The sequence below is a fragment of the Mycobacterium sp. RTGN5 genome, assembly GCF_033804465.1.
GTDB lineage: Bacteria > Actinomycetota > Actinomycetes > Mycobacteriales > Mycobacteriaceae > Mycobacterium.
In genome coordinates this window covers 1-16,441 of the sequence record NZ_JAPZLA010000006.1, presented here as the reverse complement: position 1 = coordinate 16,441, position 16,441 = coordinate 1, and the positions used below count along the sequence as shown (strand labels likewise).

Sequence of the window (16,441 nt, the reverse complement as noted above, 5' to 3'; positions counted from 1 at the left end):
AGGCATGAGATGACGCAGATCATCGACCGGCCGCCACTGCGTGGCGACGGGACACCGGAGCCGGGCGGCCCGATCCTGACCGAATTGCCCACCGTCACCACGCTCACCATGGCGCAGGCGATCAACCGTGCCCTGCACGACGCCATGGCCGGTGACGACCGCGTGCTGGTGTTCGGCGAAGACGTCGCTGCACTGGGCGGGGTCTTCAGGATCACCGAGGGGTTGGCCGAAACCTTCGGCGAGCAACGGTGTTTCGATACTCCGTTGGCCGAGTCGGCGATCATCGGTGCCGCGGTGGGTTTGGCGATCCGCAGTTTCGTTCCGGTTCCGGAAATCCAGTTCGACGGCTTCTCCTACCCGGCGTTCGACCAGGTGGTCAGCCACCTCGCCAAGTACCGGATGCGGACCCGCAGCCAGGTCGAGATGCCCGTCACCATCAGGATCCCGTCGTTCGGCGGTATCGGCGCGGTGGAGCACCACTCGGAATCCACCGAAACCTATTGGGTGCACACCGCGGGGCTGAAAGTCGTTGTGCCCTCGACACCCTCGGATGCCTACTGGCTTCTTCGACATGCGATCGCCGCTCGCGATCCGGTGATCTACCTGGAACCCAAGCGGCGTTACTGGGGCCGCGAAGCGGTCGACCTCGCCGTGCCGGGGCCGCCGATCGGCAAGGCCGTGGTCCGGCGCAGCGGCGACGATGTCACCGTGCTCACCTACGGCGGGCTCGTCGGCACCGCACTGAACGCCGCCGAAATCGCCGACTGCAGCCTGGAAGTCATCGATCTGCGGTCGCTGAGTCCGCTGGACTTCGACACCGTCGCGGACTCGGTCCGCAAGACCGGCCGTGCGGTGGTCATGCACGAGGGCCCGCGAACGCTCGGCTTCGGGGCTGAGTTGGCAGCCCGGATCTCCGAGGAGTTGTTTTACGACCTCGAGGCGCCGGTGTTGCGCGCCACCGGATTCGACACGCCCTACCCGCCGGCCCGGCTGGAGAAGCTCTGGCTGCCAGGAGTGGACCGGCTGCTGGACTGCGTCGAGAAAGCGATGCGACGGCCATGAGCGACTTCCTGGTTCCGGACCTCGGGGAGGGCCTGGAGGACGCCACGGTCACCAGCTGGGCCGTCGCCGTCGGTGATGTGGTCGAACTCAACCAGACACTGTGCACGGTCGAGACCAACAAGGCCGAGGTCGAGATCCCCAGTCCGTACGCCGGGCGGATCGCCGAGCTCGGTGGCGCCGAGGGGGAAACCCTGGCGGTGGGAACACTGTTGGTGCGCATCGAAACCGAGGCGCGCACGCCGGTGCTGGTCGGCTATGGTGTCGACAACGGCATGGATCGCAGCCGACGGGCCCGCGCGGCTCCCAAGGTCCGCAAGCTCGCGGCTGACCTTGACGTGGATCTGCAGGGGCTGCAACCCGGTTCGGGTACCGACGGGGTGATCACCCGCGACGATGTGCTGGACGCGGCCGGTACGGCACCGTCGTCACAGACCATCCCCGTGCGCGGTGTCCACGCCCGGATGGCGACCCACATGTCGTTGTCACGCAGCCAGATCCCCGATGCGCACGCCAGCGTGCAGGTCGATTGCACTGCGCTGCTGCGGCTTCGGGACACGCTGGAGGTGACACCCTTTGTCCTGACGTTGCGGCTACTTGTCCTCGCGCTGGGGCGCCACCGGATGCTCAACGCCACCTGGGTGGAATCCGAAGCCGGACCGGAGATTCGGCTACATCCCGACGTGCGGCTCGGCGTCGCGGTCGCCACCGAACGCGGCCTGGTGGTGCCCGTGATCGCCACCAAGGATTGCTCCACGCGGCAACTGGCCGCGGCCGTCGACGATGTCGTGCAGCGGGCCAGGGCCGGCACACTGGCGCCCGCCCAGTTGAGCGGGTCGACGTTCACGGTGTCGAATTTCGGTGCGCTGGGGCTCGACGACGGTGTCCCGGTGATCAATTACCCGGAGGCCGCGATCCTCGGCATGGGCTCGCTGAAGCCGCGGGCGGTGGTGGTCGACGACGTGGTGGTGGCTCGGCCGACGATGACCCTGACGTGTGCGTTCGACCATCGCATCGTCGACGGCGCGCAGGCGGCGGCGTTCCTGACCGACCTGCGCGGGCTGATCGAGGCGCCGGAGACGGCGCTGCTGGACCTCTAGGCCTGCGGGTAGGGCGTGTAGCGCTTGTTGTATCCGAGTTGCCGCTTGGCGATCTGGGCCGCCCGCTCCTCGGGGGTGACGAAGACGGTGCCGGCCGGCAGCACGCCGTCAAGCTCGTTGAGCTTGACCACCTGCGAGCTCACCGTGGGATCGATCGTGGAGTTCGGATCGAAGTCCTGGAACCGGATGGAGATCGTGCCCTGATTCAGACCGCCCGTGGACACCCAGTTGGCCACGCCGGGATCGGTGGGGGAGACCACGATCGTGTACGTCTCGTCGTCGTTGTCTACTTGGGACTGGCTGAGGTTGAGGCTGGTCTGCTGGTCCCAGTAGTTGTCGGTGATCGTCCAGAGGTTGGTCACCGGAACGCTGAAATACCGTGCCTTTTCGGGCTTGATCGTAAGCACCAGCGCCTCGTCGTCGGCGAGCTGGAAATAGCCGACGCTCTGCAACTGAGTGGCCAGGAACGACGCATTGTGGTCGGGATCGGAGAACACGTTCGGCAACTTGGTCTCGCCCGTGGTGGCGTCCTTCGTAGCCACCGACATGTACGTGTTCTCGCCGCTGATCCCCAGCAGCAACATGATCACCGCGGCCTCGACGGACTGCAGCAGCCGCGGTGCAGGCAACGGGGGGATCAACGAAACCAACGACGTCAGCAGCGGATTGCCCGACACCAATGGGCCGATGCCCGGGATCGCGAACCCGCCGACCTGGCTGAACAAGCTGTTCGGCGGCCCGCTGACCCGAAGGATCGACAGGCTCATCGGTTCCTCGGCGTTCCAGTCCGACAACGTGTTTCGCGTCGTGATCAGACTGGTGCCCGGCGGAAGATAGAGATGATTGGTCTGCCCCGGCAGCGTCGGCGTCGAGTCGACGGTGATGGTGAAGCTGCCGTCGGAGTTGAGGACGAGATCCTTGCCGTTGATGTTGTCGGCGGTGGTCCCGCTCAAGCCGGTGAGCACGCTGAAGTTGGTGTCGGCGGGCAGCGTGCCGTCGAATTTGCCGGTGATCACATACGACGACGCCGGGTTCACCCCGACGAATCGGTAGATGGTGTCGGGGTTGTCATACCAGATCCGGGAACCGGCGAAACTCTGCAGATACCAACTATGGGTGGGTGCCACCTGCTGAAAGAACTTGGGGGCGTTGGAGTTCAGCAGCAGAACTTCCATCGCGGCCTGGTTCGCGTACTCGCTGATCGCCTGATCGAGCTGGGCCAGGTTCTCTTGGTCCGGTCCGCCGATCAAGCTGAAGTTCTTCTGCGCGGCCAGCCGCCAGCCGATCTTGAGGATCTCCTTGGCCAGCCGCATGAACGGCGAATTGGCGATTTGGGTGGCGATCTGCTCGGCGTTGAGCTGATCGGTGGTGGACAGCACGGACGTCGGCTCGGCGGTTCCCGGATTCTCGAGAACGGTGACCTTTGCCGTCGCGGTGGATCCGCCGTTGGGCGCGAAAAATGTTGCCAGACCGTGCCAGTGGGCTTGGTTACCAGGCTGATCGTTGGCCATCACCGCGAACGTGTCGGTGCCGCCGAGCGTGGTGAACTGTGCGTTGGGTGTGTAGGTGAAGGTGCCGTCGTCGTGGATCTCGACGGCGCCCTGTTGCGGTGTCTGGGTGACGGTATAGGTGAGTGCGTATCCGTTGGTTTGTCGGGCATTGAGCGTCCCGGTGATGACGCCATCATCGGCCTGGACGTTCTGGGCGGCGTTGTAGGCCAGCGTCGGCGTGCGGGCGAAGAGGATGTTGCCGATGGTGGCGGGCGGCTGCTGGGTCGTCTGTTCTGCTTCCCGGCGTGTGTAGCCGAGGACATCGGTCAGGCTGACGGCGTCACGGGGGAGGGCCGGGTTGGTGCGGGCCTGGGCACGGCTGCGCGGGGCCGAAGCGCCGGTGCGCTTGGCCGCGGTCACCGATTGACTTCGCGCGCCCGAAGGCCTGGCCGAATGTGCTGCCGAGTTCGACGAACCAGAGCCGCCGGTATCGGCCGTCGCGACACCCGGATTGTTCGCCACCGCCACCCCGACGCCGAGCGCGAACGCCAGCGCCCCGACCCTGCCGACATACCGGGCATACCGACTCGACGTCGTGTGACTCACATATCGACTCTAAGTTGGCGCTGACCTCTACATCGCGGAATTGCTAGCCGCGCTTGGCCAGCTGTGCGGCGCGTTCCTCGGCGTGGAACTCCCAAGGCGCCGTGGGCAGCACGTCGCCGGTCTCCAGGAGCGTCTTGAGATTGGCGAACACGGTCGGCCAGCCCTGCCCGATCGATTCGCGGTCGGCCGCCGACGGGAGATTCGTGTGTGTGACGGTCAGTTTGACGATGTCGTGGAAGGGCTCGATGTCGAACGTGACGACGCTCTCCTCGGCCGTCGGATCGTCGCTGGGCTCGCCGAAGCCGAACACCAACCGGTGCGGCGGATCGACCACCATCACGGTGCCGGTGACATCGGTGATGCCGGACCCGTCGGAGCGGACGTGGTCGACGCGGCTGCCGACGCGCCAGTCCGAGACTTGCGCATGACCCCAGAACTTCGCGGTGAGATCGGCGTCGGTGAGTGCATGCCACACCTGCTCGGCGCTGGCGTGAATGTAGGTCGTGTAGACGTAGTCCGGAATCGGCTGCGTGTGTTCAGGCATGGCGCTTTCCTCCGCGTGTTGCTTGATCGTGGCAAGGGCCGTCAGACGCGGCTCCTCGAACTTCCAGATCCAGCGGGTCTGAATCTGGTGAAGCGGAACTGCATTCAGGTAGTGGAGCTTGCGGCGGCCGTCGCGCACCGAGGTCACCAGGTTGGCGGTCTCGAGAATCTCGATGTGCTGGCTCACCGACTGCCGACGCATGGTGAGCCCTTCGCAGAGTTCGCCGAGCGTCAGTCCGGCGCGCTCATGGAGCATGTCGAGCAAGCGCCGCCGGCCGGGGTCGGCCAGCGCCTTGAATACCGCGTCTGCGTCCACTCTTGCCATTATGCAGGCAAACGCCTGCCTATTGCAAGCATGTTCAAACAGGAGTACTATCGAACATGTGTTCGAAGAACTCCTCGAGATCGACCCGGCCGCCGAGGAATCGGCGCTGGTCGAGCGCATTGCAGAGCTCGAATGGGTGAAATCGGCCGCCGCGGCGGGGCAGGCGCGCGTGGCGGCCGCGCTGGATGCCAAGCGTCGGTCCGCGGAGGCCGCGGCGGGGGTTCCTGTGGCACGGCGGGGGCGCGGCTTGGCGGCGGAGGTGGCGCTGGCCCGCCGGGATTCACCGGCCAGGGGCGGCCGGCATCTCGGCTTCGCCAAGGCCCTGGTGTACGAGATGCCGCACACGCTGGCCGCCCTTGAGGCCGGGGTGTTGTCGGAGTGGCGGGCCACTCTCGTCGTGCGGGAGTCGGCTTGTCTGGACGTGGAGGACCGGCGTCGCCTCGATGCGGAACTCTGTTCGGACGTCGGCACATTGGCGGGCGTGGGTGATGCCGCGCTGGCCGCCAACGCCAAGGCGATCGCCTACCGACTCGACCCGCATGCTGTGGTGGAGCGCGCAGCCAAGGCCGAAGATGAGCGCACGGTGACGATCCGGCCGGCTCCGGACACGATGACGTATGTGACCGCCCTGCTGCCCGTGAAACAAGGTGTCTCGGTGTACGCCGCCCTCAAGCGGGAGGCTGACGTCTGCTGTGACGGACGCTCACGCGGCCAGATCATGGCCGACACCTTGGTCGAGCGGGTGACCGGTCGGCCGGCGGAGGAGGCCGTCCCGGTGGCGGTCAACGTCGTGATCTCGGATCAGGCGTTGCTGGGGGCCGAGCATGGTGCGGCCGTGATTGCGGGCTACGGTTCCGTGCCGTCGGCGGTCGCGCAGAAGATGATCATGGACGCGGTGACCGATTCTCGGTCGCGGGCCACGTTGCGCCGTCTGTACGCCAGCCCGGTCAGCGGCGCACTGGTCGCCCTGGAGTCGCGGTCGCGGCTGTTCCCGAAAGGGCTCGCCGACTTTGTCGAACTGCGGGACCAACGCTGCCGAACGCCGTACTGCGGTGCACGCGTTCGGCACCGCGACCACGCGACGCCGCATCGGCGTGGTGGAGCGACCAGCTCGGTCAACGGGCTGGGATTGTGCGAGGCGTGCAATTACGCCAAGGAGTCGCTGGGCTGGAAGGTGACCGCCGAAGTCGCCGAGAACGGTACGCACACAGCGGAATTCATCACCCCGACCGGTACGCACTACCACTCGACCGCGCCGCCGATGCCTGGCACGCCGAAGATCCCGATGACAGCGGCCGAGATATACCTCAACGGCGAGCTGTTGCGCGTGCTCGCCGCCTGACTTCAGCGACGTTGCGCGGCGGCCAGCCGGGCCTTGAATTCCGGCGACTCGATCGAGGTGGCCTGCGGGTCGAGCTCGATGTCCTTGGCCGCCTCGTGGTGGTCGGTGTCCAGGAAGCCGGGGATGGCGGTGGCGCGCATCGACGCCTTGGTGGCGAGGACGACGTCACGCGGCGCGGCCGCAGGACCCGCGGCCAGTTCCAGCGCGGCGGCCACAGGATCCTCGGCGACGGTGAGGGCAAGGCCGTGCCGCACGGCGGCGTCGGCGTCGAAACGCATGCCGAACAGCAGCGCGGCGCGGGCCACCTGTGGGCCGACCGCACGCTGCAACATCCAGGTGGCGCCACCGCCGGGATGGATGCCCAACTTCTGGAACCGCGGATCGAAGAGGGCGTGCGGCCCGGCGATGCGGACATCTGCGGCCAACGCCAGGTTGAGCCCGGCGCCCACGGCGGCGCCGTTGACCGCGGCGACGGTCGGCAGCGTGCAGCGGCCGACGGCCATGAAGCCGGCGTAGATGCGTTCGAGCCCTTCCTTGGCGGCCGCGCCGAGGGCGGACAGATCCGCACCCGCGCAAAACGCCTTGCCCGCGCCGGTGATCACAACGGCGTTGGCCTCGGCTTCGGCCGCCTCGACCGCCGAGCGCAGCTGCTGCGACATCGCGTCGGTGACGGCGTTGCGCCGGTCGGGATCGTTGACGGTGATCAGCGCGACGCGATCGATGACTTCGTAAAGAACCAAATCTCCCACGGGCTCGATCGTGCCACCTCAGATCATTTACGCCGACGAAATCTTGCCGCGCGCGCTCATTCGTGACTTGCGCTTCAATGGACCAGTCGTTCGACGTGTCAGGAAGGGACCTCAGATGGCCACGATCAAGGCGGAGCCCTTCCCGTTGGACTTCGACGTCGCGAGCACCGCATTGGTGATCATCGACATGCAGCGCGACTTCGTGCTGCCCGGCGGATTCGGTGAGGCGCTCGGCAATGACACCTCGCTGCTGCTCGCCGCGGTGGAGCCGATCGGACGGGTGCTGGCCAAGGCCCGCGACATCGGCATGCTGGTCATCCACACCCGGGAGGGGCACCGCCCCGACCTGACCGACTGTCCGCCGGCGAAGCTGCATCGCGGCGGCAAGACATTCATCGGCGAACCCGGCCCGATGGGCCGCATCCTGGTGCGCGGCGAGAAGGGCCACGACATCATCGACCAGCTGTATCCCATCGATGGCGAGCCGGTGATCGACAAGCCCGGCAAGGGCAGCTTCCATGCCACCGACCTGGCCCAGATCTTGTCCGACCGCGGCATCAAGACGCTGGTGGTCTGCGGGGTCACGACGGAAGTCTGCGTCCACACCACGGTGCGTGAGGCCAACGACCGCGGCTATGAATGCCTGGTGCTCAGCGACTGCGTGGCGTCGTACTTCCCGGAATTCCAGCGGGTGGCATTGGAGATGATCAAGGCGCAGGGCGGCATCTTCGGTTGGGTCTCCGACGCCGACGAGTTCGTCGCCGCGACGTCCTGACGCATGGGAACCAGTTCGCGTTTCTATCCCAACCTCTACAAGGACTCGGTGTCCTTGATGACGGTCTCCGCGCGGGTGACGTCGATACCGGGCATCCAGGCCGCGTCGGTGGTGATGGCCTCGGCCACCAATGTCGACAACCTGGTCCAGGCCGGTCTCGGCGCTTTCGAGGTCCGGCCCAACGATCTCGTGGTCGCCGTCTCGGGCACCGACGAAGCCTGCGACGAAGCGCTGGCGATCGCCGACAAGCTGCTCTCGGCGGCGGCCGCCGACAGCGGTGAGCCGGCCGCCGCCGCGCCCACGACGAGCATTCAGATGGCCGTCGCCAAGGACCCCGCGCTCAACCTGGCGCTGATCTCGGTGCCGGGCGACTATGCCGCGGCCGAGGCGATGAAGGCCCTGCGGCTGGGTCTGGACGTGATGGTGTTCAGCGACAACGTCAGCCCGGATGCCGAATTGGCGCTCAAGCAGTACGCCCGCGAGGTCGACCTGATGGTGATGGGCCCGGACTGCGGGACCTCGATCGTCAACGGAGTACCACTCGGGTTCGCCAACGTCGTACGGCGCGGGCCGATCGGGGTGGTCGGTGCTTCGGGCACCGGCACCCAGGAGGTCACCGTCCGGATCCACCAGAACGGATCCGGGGTGTCGCAGGCGCTGGGCACCGGCGGCCACGACCTGGCCGACGCCATCGGCGGCATCTCGATGCTGCACGGCCTGGCCGCACTCGACGGCGATCCGGCCACCACGGTCATCGTCCTGGTGTCCAAGCCGCCGTCGGCCGCGGTGGCCGCGAAAGTCCTTGCCGCAGCCCAAGCCAGCACCAAGCCCGTCGTCGTCATCTTCCTCGGCGCCGACCCGGCGGCCATCACCGGCGACGGCGTGTACGGCGCGGCGTACCTCGCGCAGGCCGCCGACATGGCCGTGCAGCTGGCCCGCGGTGAGCAGCCGAGCACCGGCGACATCGCCATCGCACCCGACATGCAACGAACCCTCACTGATCTCGCCGAATCGATGGCGCCGGGCCAGCACTACGTCCGAGGCATCTTCTCCGGTGGCACATTCTGCTTCGAGGCGCAGCTGGTGCACCGCTCGCACGGCATCACCGCGCACTCCAACACCCCGGTCGCGGGCAACGCCGCACTGAAAGACATCCGAACCAGCCTGCAGCACACCATCATCGACATGGGGGATGACGAATTCACGCAGGGCAAGCCACATCCCATGATCGACCCGTCGGGTAAGGACGCCCGAATCCGCGATGAGATCGCCGACCCGACGACGGCGGTGGTGCTGTTCGATGTGGTGCTGGGCTACGGATCGGCCGACGACCCGACCGTAGGACTGATGTCGATCATCGAGGCGGCTCGCGCCGAAGGAAGAACGGTGGCATTCATCGGCTACGTGTGCGGCACCGATCTCGATCCGCAGGATCACGCCAAGGCCGTCGCCGGCCTGCAGTCCGCCGGAGTGCTGGTCGCGTCCAGCAATGCCGAGGCGGCGCTGTGGTCGGCAACCCTGATCGCCGCGCGGGGAGGAAAGCGGTGAAGAAACTCTTCGAGCATGATCTCAAGGTCGTCAACGTCGGCCTGCAGGGCTTCGCCACCAACATCACCGCCGCCGGCGGTCAGGTCACCAACGTCACCTGGGCCCCGCCCGCCGGGGCCGATCCCGCGCTGGGCTGGACGCTGGCCACCCTGGTCGGCGACCCGCGCGTGGAGGCGGCCAACCAGATCGCCTTCGACCGCTACCTGGCCGCGCAGCCACGGCTGATCGATCTGGTTCGCGCGGGCGACGTGATCGCGGGCCTCGGCCCCGGCGAGCGTCGTATCTTGCATTCCGGGCCGCCGATCGACTGGCCCGACATGTGCGGACCGCAGCGCGGCGCGATCGCCGGAGCGATCCTCTACGAGGGCTGGGCACAGGACCTCGACGCTGCCGAAAAGCTCGCCGAGAGTGGGGAAGTGGCGCTGGACCCCTGCCACGAGCACGGCGCGGTCGGGCCGATGGCGGGCATCATCAGCCCGTCGATGCCGGTATGGGTGGTGGAGAACACCGCCGCGGGAAACCGGGCTTACTGCAACCTCAACGAGGGATTGGGCAAGGTGCTGCGGTTCGGCGCCAACTCGCCCGACGTGCTGGACCGGCTGCGCTGGCTGGGCAGCGACTTCTTCGCCACCATGCAGGTCGCGGTGCGCGGACTGGCCGATCCCGACCTCAAACCGCTGATGGCACAGGCACTGCACATGGGCGACGAGTTGCACAACCGCAACGCGGCCGCATCCGGGCTGTTGTTCAAGCGGCTGACGCTATCGCTGCTCGGTTCGGACTTGCCATCGGACGCGGTGCGTCGGGCCTTGGAGTTCGTCGCCGGCAATGACCATTTCTTTCTCAATATCTCGATGGCCGCATCCAAGTCGATGTCGGACGCTGCCGCCGATGTACCGGGCAGCAGCATGGTCACGGTGATGGCCCGCAACGGGGTGAACTTCGGCATCAAGCTGTCCGGCACCGGCGATCAGTGGTTCCAGGCGCCCGCCAATCCTGTTGACGGGCTGTACTTCCCGGGCTACTCCGTCGACGACGCGGCCGCCGACCTCGGCGACTCGGCTATCACCGAGACCAACGGGCTCGGCGGATTCGCGATGGCCGCCTCGCCGGCGATCGTCCAGTTCGTCGGCGGTACCCCGGCCGATGCGACGGCCAACAGTCGTCGCATGCTGTCCATCACGCTGGGCGCCAACCCCGCATTCACGTTGCCGGCGTTGAACTTCGGGGGCACCCCGGCCGGCATCGATACCCGCCTGGTGGTCGATTCCGGTGTGCTGCCCATCATCAACACGGGCATCGCGCACCGGCAGGCCGGCGTCGGGCAGATCGGTGCGGGTATCACCACCGCACCGATGGAATGTTTCAACGACGCCTTGGCCGCGCTGGCGTCGGGCCTAGGAGGCGCATGAAGACTGCCATCGTGGCGTTCGGCGGCAACGCGCTGGTCACCGACGCCGATCACGACTCCATCCCGCAGCAGTACGACACCGTCGCCCGCACCGTCTCTCCTCTGATCGACATGGTGGAGCAGGGCTGGAAACTCGTTGTTTCCCATGGCAATGGGCCTCAGGTCGGCTTCATCCTGCGTCGCTCTGAACTCGCCAAGGACGAGGTGGACCCGGTTCCGGTCGACTATGCCGTCGCCGACACACAGGGTGCGATCGGCTACATGTTCGTCAAGGCCCTGCGCAACGAACTCGCCCGCCGTGGCCTGTCCCGGCCCGTCGTCGCGGTCGTGACCCACTCGGTGGTCAGCCTGGACGACCCCGCTTTCAGTGCTCCGACCAAGCCGGTCGGCTCCTTCCTCGATGAGGACCGGGCCAGGGCGCTGGCCGCGAGCCAGGGCTGGACCATCGCCGAGGATGCCGGGCGCGGCTGGCGGCGCACGGTGGCGTCACCGCGGCCGACGGCCATCCTGGAGACGGAGGTGATCCGCCGACTGCTCGACGACGGTGTGATTGTCGTCGCGGTAGGTGGTGGCGGCATCCCGGTCGCGCTCGAGGCGGACGGCACCGTCGTCGGCGTGGAAGCCGTCGTCGACAAGGACATCGCCTCCGGCCTTTTAGCCCACGAACTGGGCGCGGACCTTCTGATGATTCCCACCGGCGTGCCGCGGGTGGCCATCGGATTCGGGACCCGGAGCGAGGCGTGGCTCGACACCATCACCGTCGAACAAGCCCGTGAGTACATCGCCTCCGGCCAGTTCGGCAAGGGGTCGATGGAACCCAAGGTGGAGGCCGTCGCCGATTTCGTGGCCGCCACGCCTGGAGCCGTCGGTGTCATCGGGGCGGCCGAGGAGATCCCGGCGATCCTGGCCGGCACCTCGGGAACCCGGATCGTCGGCGCTACAGTAGTTGCTGTGCATGACGACGAAACTGACAGTGGGGCAGTGCTATTAGCGGTCAACGGCACGTTGATGCGCGGGCTGAAACTCTCGCCGAACATGGCGGCCGCCGGCGCCACGTTCATCAGGGAGGCCACCACCGAGCCGGTGTACCGGCTGTGGACGATCAACGACGACCATCCGGCGATGGTCCGGGTCACCGACGGCTCGGGGGTCTCGGTGGCGGTCGAGGTGTGGGCGGTGCCCGCCGCGGGCCTGGCGGGAATCCTGCTCGCCGAGCCGCCCGGGCTGTCGATCGGGAAGGTCCGCCTCGACGACGGGACGACGGTGCTGGGCGTGATCGGTGAGCCCGCACTCGTCGAGGGCCAGCAGGAGATCACCCGATTCGGCGGTTGGCGGGCCTACACGGCCGCCGATGGGACGGCGCGGTAGCCACCGACGGTGGTGCTCGATAGCATCCGTCACACATAACTTCAACAATTCCGAGGGTGCCGCATGGGTGAGCGCGAGTTCGCCATCTCTACTGCGGTGCTGCGCGCCACCGGCTATCTGAACCGCATCCGCATCCTCATCGGAGTGCTGTGCATTGGCAAGGGTCTGGTCAGTGCCTTCGAGCAGTTCCACGCGCTGCAGCCACTCGGCCCACATGGGGTGGCGGCCCGGGCGATCCACTTAACAGTGCTGGTATCGGCCATTGTGATCGGGATCTGGTGGCTGGTGCGGCCGTGGCCGAGCCACCGGGCCGCCGTCGCGTTCGCGGTCTGGGGTGATGTCGCGGTTACCGTCATAGCTGTCACATTCGCCGTGCCTGAGGTGCGGCTGGCGGCGACTGTCTACATGTGCCTGATCGGTGTTTTTGTCGCAGTGCTGTTGGGGTATCGGGTGTTGCTTCTGCACTGCGGCTTCGCCACCGCGACGATCGCGGTGTTCACCTGGCTAGGTGTGCAGTACGACGGCAAGTCTCTGGCGGAGCTGTCGCTGTATTTTGTGCCGGCGCTGGCAACGGTCGTCGTCTTGCCGGCCGTCGCGGCGATGGCGATCGAGGGCACTCGTCGCGGCCTGAGCGCCACCGCCTACGCGGCCAATCGTGATCCACTGACCGGGCTGCTGAACCGGCGTGGGCTCTACACCGAGTCGGGACTGATCTTCGCGCGCAGTCCACGCGGTTCGGTACTCGCTGTCGTCGTCATCGACCTCGATGGGTTCAAGCAGCTCAACGACGACCACGGACACGGCAAGGGAGATGCCACGTTGCGGGCTGTCGCCGAACAGCTGACCAAGACGATCCGGACCCGCGATATCGCCGCACGGGTCGGCGGAGACGAATTCGTGCTTGTCGCTGGCCTTTTGGATGACCACGACCTCGACAGCTTCGTGCGACGGGTGCAGAGCCTGACGTTGCGTGACCATGCGGGCCTGGCCCTGCGGTCCAGCGTGGGCGTCACCTGGGAGCCCGTCGACACCGTCGACACCGTCGGCTTCGATCTCGACAGAGTCCTGCACCGCGCCGATGAGGCGATGTACCGCGCCAAACGGGTCGGCGGCGGGACGGCCGTGGTGGTAGAGCCGCCAGTTACCGGGGAAGAACAGGCCGCGGTATGAGCCCGTGGCAGTGGGTCCGAGTCGTGCTGCTGGTCGCGGTGTTCGCTGCCGCGGCGATCGCCGGAACATTGCTGCTCGCCACCGGAAACGGTGACCCGAACATGGGTCCGATCGGCAGGCCGTAGAGCACTCGCCTACTTGCCTTGGTCGACCCCATCGAAAACCTGCACCGAGTGCTCGAACGGCGCTGGCGTGACGCCGAGTTGGTGCCCGAATGGATGGTCGAGCCAGAAGACGATGAACAACAGCAAGCCGAGCAGGATCGCGACAGCGCTGGACAGCATCACGTGCCCCCGCTTACTTTCCATCCGGACGAACCCCAACAAGGCCAGCAGTACGAGGCCGCCGAAAAGCAGGCCAGTCCATAGCAGGCCGGGGATGCGCGGGCGAGCATCCAGGATCCTGGTATTGCGTTGTGACGTCAGGACAGTGAGCTGGTTGAGGAATTCGCCGTTGAGCGGGTTGGATGCGTCGGGCTGCGGTTGGGTGCCTAACACGCGGTACATGTCGGTGATCGCGGTCCGCGCGGCGTCGGCCGCGCGATCCCGCTCGCGGGGGTTCCATTCGTCTGGCACAGCTGTGGTGTAGGTGCGCAGCAGTTGACGCATTTTGCCTTGCTCGGCTGTGGGCATGCCGACGGTTTGCCGGTACATCGTTACCAGCGTGGATGATTCGCTGGTGACGTTCCGTTCGGCGGAGGAGAACTGCTCCCAAGCAACCACGACGGTGAAACCCAACAGCGCACCGTAAACCAGGCCCACTGTGGTCAAGAACGGCGAGAGTGAGGCGTTGTATCCGGTGCCGTGCTCGGGCACTCCGGAGCGGTTGGCCAGCCAGATACTTCCCAACGCCAGCGCCGTCGAGACGGCAACGACCAGAATCAAGAACAACCACAGACCCGGCAGTCCCATCCCGGCCACTGATCACCCTGCTTTCGGCCGGCTGGCGCTCTTGGGTGACGGCTTCTCGTGCGCCGCACGCTTCTGGGACAGCGACTGCCGTGGTGCGGCGGAATCCACGCGACGATTGGCAGTTGGATCGCCCAGGCCTGCAGGGAGAGTCAACGTGACCGAAGCTGTCGGCGGCACAATGCGAGCGGTTCGGCTGGCCAATGGACGGCCGGTGGCTCGAGGCGTCCGGTCGGCTTTTGTCTGCGTGGGCTGCGCGCTGGTATCAGCCTCGGTCTGTTTCGCGGCTTGCTTGGCGGCCAGCGGGAGCGGCGGCAGCGGTGGGAGTGGCGGCAAGAAGTAGTTCCACTCGTCGATGCCCAACTGGACCAACGCATTCCAACTGTCCCGGGCGACGTTCCGCAAGCCTTGCACGAACGGCAGCGGACCGAACAGCCAGTCGGCGACGTTGAACGTGATGCTTCGTACGATGCGTTCGCCGAAGTTGTAGAAGATCATGATCTGCCCGGACAGCCAGCCCACATACGGGACCCAGCCGACCACATAGGTCGCCACTTCGAACCCGTAACGAACCCACGGTTCGACCGCGTTGTAGATGTTCTTGATGGCGTCATTGGTGCCGGTCGCAACCGGGATCGGTGTGTTGGCCGGTGCCGTCGGCGGTGGTTGGCCCAGGCTGGGAATGACAACGCCGTGCCCGATCAGGTCGAACAACGAGGGGCCGTCATACGGGTCATACGGGGTGGTCGGCAGTGCCGCCGCAGCCAGCGTGACGGCGTGTGCTCTAGCCGGGGGAGTATCGGGCGGCGCGGTAGTTGGCGCCCAGACTATGGCCATCGCCGTGGCGACCGCGACGCCGGCACTGAATGAAACTGGCATGAGCACCCACCCCCTGACCGACCACCCACCCCTGACGGTCGTAGCAACCAACGTACGCCGCGATTGTCGCCGTGAACAGAGTGCACCGACCACGCGAAGTGGAGTCCGGTTCAGCAACGCCCGCCGGCCTCCGCTCAGGCCTCCGAAAGCGCCCCGGTTCCTTTGAGGCCGTGTATTGAGTCGGGCGCTTCGAATTCCGCGAGGGCTCCATTTTCACGAACCTGCTGCTGGCTGACGAGATCAACCGGACACCGCCAAAGGCGCAGGCTGCCCTGTTGGAGGCACTGGCCGATGCGGTCCCAAACGATAGTTCTGGGCTGGAATGCCGGCCGATGCTCACTGCTTTCGGTAGGCGTCCGCGCGGGCCAGCGGCGATCACAGGATCGGCACGGTTTGGTGGGCACCGATCCGCTTCATCACCAGTGTCGACGTGAGGCGCTGGACGCCTGGGAGCGCCCCGAGCTCATTGTCATAGATGTTCTGGTAGGCGACGAGGTCGCGGGCGAGCACGCGCAGAGTGAAGTCGGGCTCACCGAAGAGGCGTTCAGCGGTGACGATGTGCGGGTTGGCCGCGACGTCTCGCTCGAACGCGGCGATGGTCTCTTGGTCGGTACGCACCATCGTGACGAATACAAGTGCTTCGAAGCAGAGTCCGAGCGCCTCCGGTGAGATGACCGCGCGGTAGCTCTCGATGGCGCCGGACTGCTCCAGATCCTTCACGCGGCGATGGCACGACGACAGACTTAAGCCCACCTGTGCGGCCAGATCGGTAACGCTGATCCGGCCATCGTCCTGTAGCAGTGACAGAATGTTTCTGTCAATTCGATCCATGCGAATAATTCTCCCACTTAAAGCCGAAAACCGCGAAATTTTGGAAGAATATTCCGCGCTTTGGCGCATAGGATTGCCGCGAGACTTTTAGTCAACGGAAGCATCCGGGTGGCTCACGAGGTCGAACACCAACAAGCAGAGGAAGATCGACATGACGTCGGCACAGAACGAATCGCAGGCCCTTGGCGGCGCCGCTGCCCGGCAGCTTGCCAACGCCACCAAGACCGTCCCCCAGCTGGAGACGATCACCCCCCGGTTTCTGCTGCACCTGCTGAGCTGGGTGCCGGTCGAGGCGGGTATTTACCGCGTCAACCGGGTGGTCAATCCCGACCAGGTG

Annotated in this window: 15 protein-coding genes and 2 pseudogenes; 11 read left to right on the top strand and 6 right to left on the bottom strand. The window is 66.4% G+C overall.

The window, feature by feature from the left end:
• Window positions 1-9: 9 nt before the first annotated feature.
• Window positions 10-1,062 carry an alpha-ketoacid dehydrogenase subunit beta gene (locus SLQ31_RS24125; protein ID WP_319436664.1) on the top strand — a complete coding sequence of 351 codons (1,053 nt, stop codon included), beginning with the start codon at window positions 10-12 and terminating at the stop codon, window positions 1,060-1,062.
• A complete protein-coding gene (locus SLQ31_RS24120) occupies window positions 1,059-2,159 on the top strand; it encodes a dihydrolipoamide acetyltransferase family protein (protein WP_319436663.1) in 1,101 nt (366 codons plus the stop codon). The genes SLQ31_RS24125 and SLQ31_RS24120 overlap by 4 nt, the downstream gene beginning before the upstream one ends.
• Here SLQ31_RS24120 and SLQ31_RS24115 read toward each other — a convergent pair.
• Both SLQ31_RS24115 and SLQ31_RS24110 read right to left on the bottom strand, forming a co-directional pair.
• Window positions 2,156-4,255: an Ig-like domain-containing protein gene (locus SLQ31_RS24115; protein WP_319436662.1), complete on the bottom strand. Its 2,100-nt coding sequence runs from the start codon at window positions 4,253-4,255 to the stop codon at window positions 2,156-2,158. The two genes, SLQ31_RS24120 and SLQ31_RS24115, sit on opposite strands and share 4 nt — an antisense overlap.
• 43 nt (window positions 4,256-4,298) lie before the next feature.
• Complete coding sequence (locus SLQ31_RS24110) at window positions 4,299-5,123, bottom strand: ArsR/SmtB family transcription factor (protein WP_413642894.1); 825 nt, start codon at window positions 5,121-5,123, stop codon at window positions 4,299-4,301.
• Window positions 5,124-5,181: 58 nt separating this feature from the next.
• Here SLQ31_RS24110 and SLQ31_RS24105 point away from each other — a divergent pair, with 58 nt between their 5' ends.
• A complete protein-coding gene (locus SLQ31_RS24105; protein WP_319436660.1) occupies window positions 5,182-6,465 on the top strand; it encodes an HNH endonuclease in 1,284 nt (427 codons plus the stop codon).
• A gap of 2 nt (window positions 6,466-6,467) precedes the next feature.
• Here SLQ31_RS24105 and SLQ31_RS24100 read toward each other — a convergent pair whose 3' ends face one another.
• Complete coding sequence (locus tag SLQ31_RS24100) at window positions 6,468-7,214, bottom strand: enoyl-CoA hydratase (RefSeq protein WP_319436659.1); 747 nt, start codon at window positions 7,212-7,214, stop codon at window positions 6,468-6,470.
• Window positions 7,215-7,329: 115 nt separating this feature from the next.
• Between SLQ31_RS24100 and SLQ31_RS24095 the strand changes: the two genes are divergently transcribed.
• The 6 genes from SLQ31_RS24095 (at window position 7,330) to SLQ31_RS24070 (ending at window position 13,611) form a co-directional block, all read left to right on the top strand.
• Window positions 7,330-7,989, top strand: a complete 660-nt coding sequence (locus SLQ31_RS24095; protein WP_319436658.1) for an isochorismatase family cysteine hydrolase — start codon at window positions 7,330-7,332, stop codon at window positions 7,987-7,989.
• Between the two features lie 3 nt (window positions 7,990-7,992).
• Entirely contained in the window at window positions 7,993-9,537 is a 1,545-nt protein-coding gene (gene fdrA / locus SLQ31_RS24090; protein WP_319436657.1) for an acyl-CoA synthetase FdrA, read from the top strand.
• Window positions 9,534-10,949 (top strand): DUF1116 domain-containing protein, encoded by a 1,416-nt coding sequence (locus SLQ31_RS24085; RefSeq protein WP_319436656.1) that lies wholly within the window; start codon window positions 9,534-9,536, stop codon window positions 10,947-10,949. Before fdrA ends, SLQ31_RS24085 begins: the two co-directional genes overlap by 4 nt.
• Entirely contained in the window at window positions 10,946-12,316 is a 1,371-nt protein-coding gene (locus SLQ31_RS24080; protein ID WP_319436655.1) for a carbamate kinase, read from the top strand. Before SLQ31_RS24085 ends, SLQ31_RS24080 begins: the two co-directional genes overlap by 4 nt.
• A 63-nt stretch (window positions 12,317-12,379) precedes the next feature.
• Window positions 12,380-13,486 (top strand): GGDEF domain-containing protein, encoded by a 1,107-nt coding sequence (locus SLQ31_RS24075; protein WP_319436654.1) that lies wholly within the window; start codon window positions 12,380-12,382, stop codon window positions 13,484-13,486.
• On the top strand, window positions 13,483-13,611 hold the full coding sequence (locus SLQ31_RS24070) for a hypothetical protein (RefSeq protein WP_319436653.1): 129 nt from the start codon (window positions 13,483-13,485) through the stop codon (window positions 13,609-13,611). Before SLQ31_RS24075 ends, SLQ31_RS24070 begins: the two co-directional genes overlap by 4 nt.
• A gap of 9 nt (window positions 13,612-13,620) precedes the next feature.
• Here the strand turns inward: SLQ31_RS24070 and SLQ31_RS24065 are convergent, their stop codons facing one another.
• Complete coding sequence (locus SLQ31_RS24065) at window positions 13,621-14,406, bottom strand: DUF4239 domain-containing protein (protein ID WP_319436652.1); 786 nt, start codon at window positions 14,404-14,406, stop codon at window positions 13,621-13,623.
• Window positions 14,407-14,409: 3 nt separating this feature from the next.
• Window positions 14,410-15,273 (bottom strand): hypothetical protein, encoded by an 864-nt coding sequence (locus tag SLQ31_RS24060; RefSeq protein WP_319436651.1) that lies wholly within the window; start codon window positions 15,271-15,273, stop codon window positions 14,410-14,412.
• A gap of 182 nt (window positions 15,274-15,455) precedes the next feature.
• Between SLQ31_RS24060 and SLQ31_RS24055 the strand changes: the two are divergent.
• Window positions 15,456-15,566: pseudogene (locus SLQ31_RS24055) on the top strand (AAA family ATPase); the annotation flags it as partial.
• 82 nt (window positions 15,567-15,648) lie between these two features.
• Here the strand turns inward: SLQ31_RS24055 and SLQ31_RS24050 are convergent.
• On the bottom strand, window positions 15,649-16,104 hold the full coding sequence (locus tag SLQ31_RS24050; protein WP_319436650.1) for an Lrp/AsnC family transcriptional regulator: 456 nt from the start codon (window positions 16,102-16,104) through the stop codon (window positions 15,649-15,651).
• A gap of 151 nt (window positions 16,105-16,255) precedes the next feature.
• Here SLQ31_RS24050 and SLQ31_RS24045 point away from each other — a divergent pair.
• Window positions 16,256-16,441 (top strand): annotated as a pseudogene (locus tag SLQ31_RS24045) (hypothetical protein); the annotation flags it as partial.

What these genes read in the sequence shown, in the direction of transcription:
- SLQ31_RS24125 (WP_319436664.1), top strand. Translation starts at nt 10, where the DNA reads ATGACGCAGATCATCGACCGGCCGCCACTGCGTGGCGACGGGACACCG.
- SLQ31_RS24120 (WP_319436663.1), top strand. Translation starts at nt 1,059, where the DNA reads ATGAGCGACTTCCTGGTTCCGGACCTCGGGGAGGGCCTGGAGGACGCC.
- SLQ31_RS24110 (WP_413642894.1), bottom strand. Translation starts at nt 5,123, where the DNA reads ATGGCAAGAGTGGACGCAGACGCGGTATTCAAGGCGCTGGCCGACCCC.
- SLQ31_RS24095 (WP_319436658.1), top strand. Translation starts at nt 7,330, where the DNA reads ATGGCCACGATCAAGGCGGAGCCCTTCCCGTTGGACTTCGACGTCGCG.
- fdrA (WP_319436657.1), top strand. Translation starts at nt 7,993, where the DNA reads ATGGGAACCAGTTCGCGTTTCTATCCCAACCTCTACAAGGACTCGGTG.
- SLQ31_RS24080 (WP_319436655.1), top strand. Translation starts at nt 10,946, where the DNA reads ATGAAGACTGCCATCGTGGCGTTCGGCGGCAACGCGCTGGTCACCGAC.
- SLQ31_RS24075 (WP_319436654.1), top strand. Translation starts at nt 12,380, where the DNA reads ATGGGTGAGCGCGAGTTCGCCATCTCTACTGCGGTGCTGCGCGCCACC.
- SLQ31_RS24070 (WP_319436653.1), top strand. Translation starts at nt 13,483, where the DNA reads ATGAGCCCGTGGCAGTGGGTCCGAGTCGTGCTGCTGGTCGCGGTGTTC.
- SLQ31_RS24060 (WP_319436651.1), bottom strand. Translation starts at nt 15,273, where the DNA reads ATGCCAGTTTCATTCAGTGCCGGCGTCGCGGTCGCCACGGCGATGGCC.
- SLQ31_RS24050 (WP_319436650.1), bottom strand. Translation starts at nt 16,104, where the DNA reads ATGGATCGAATTGACAGAAACATTCTGTCACTGCTACAGGACGATGGC.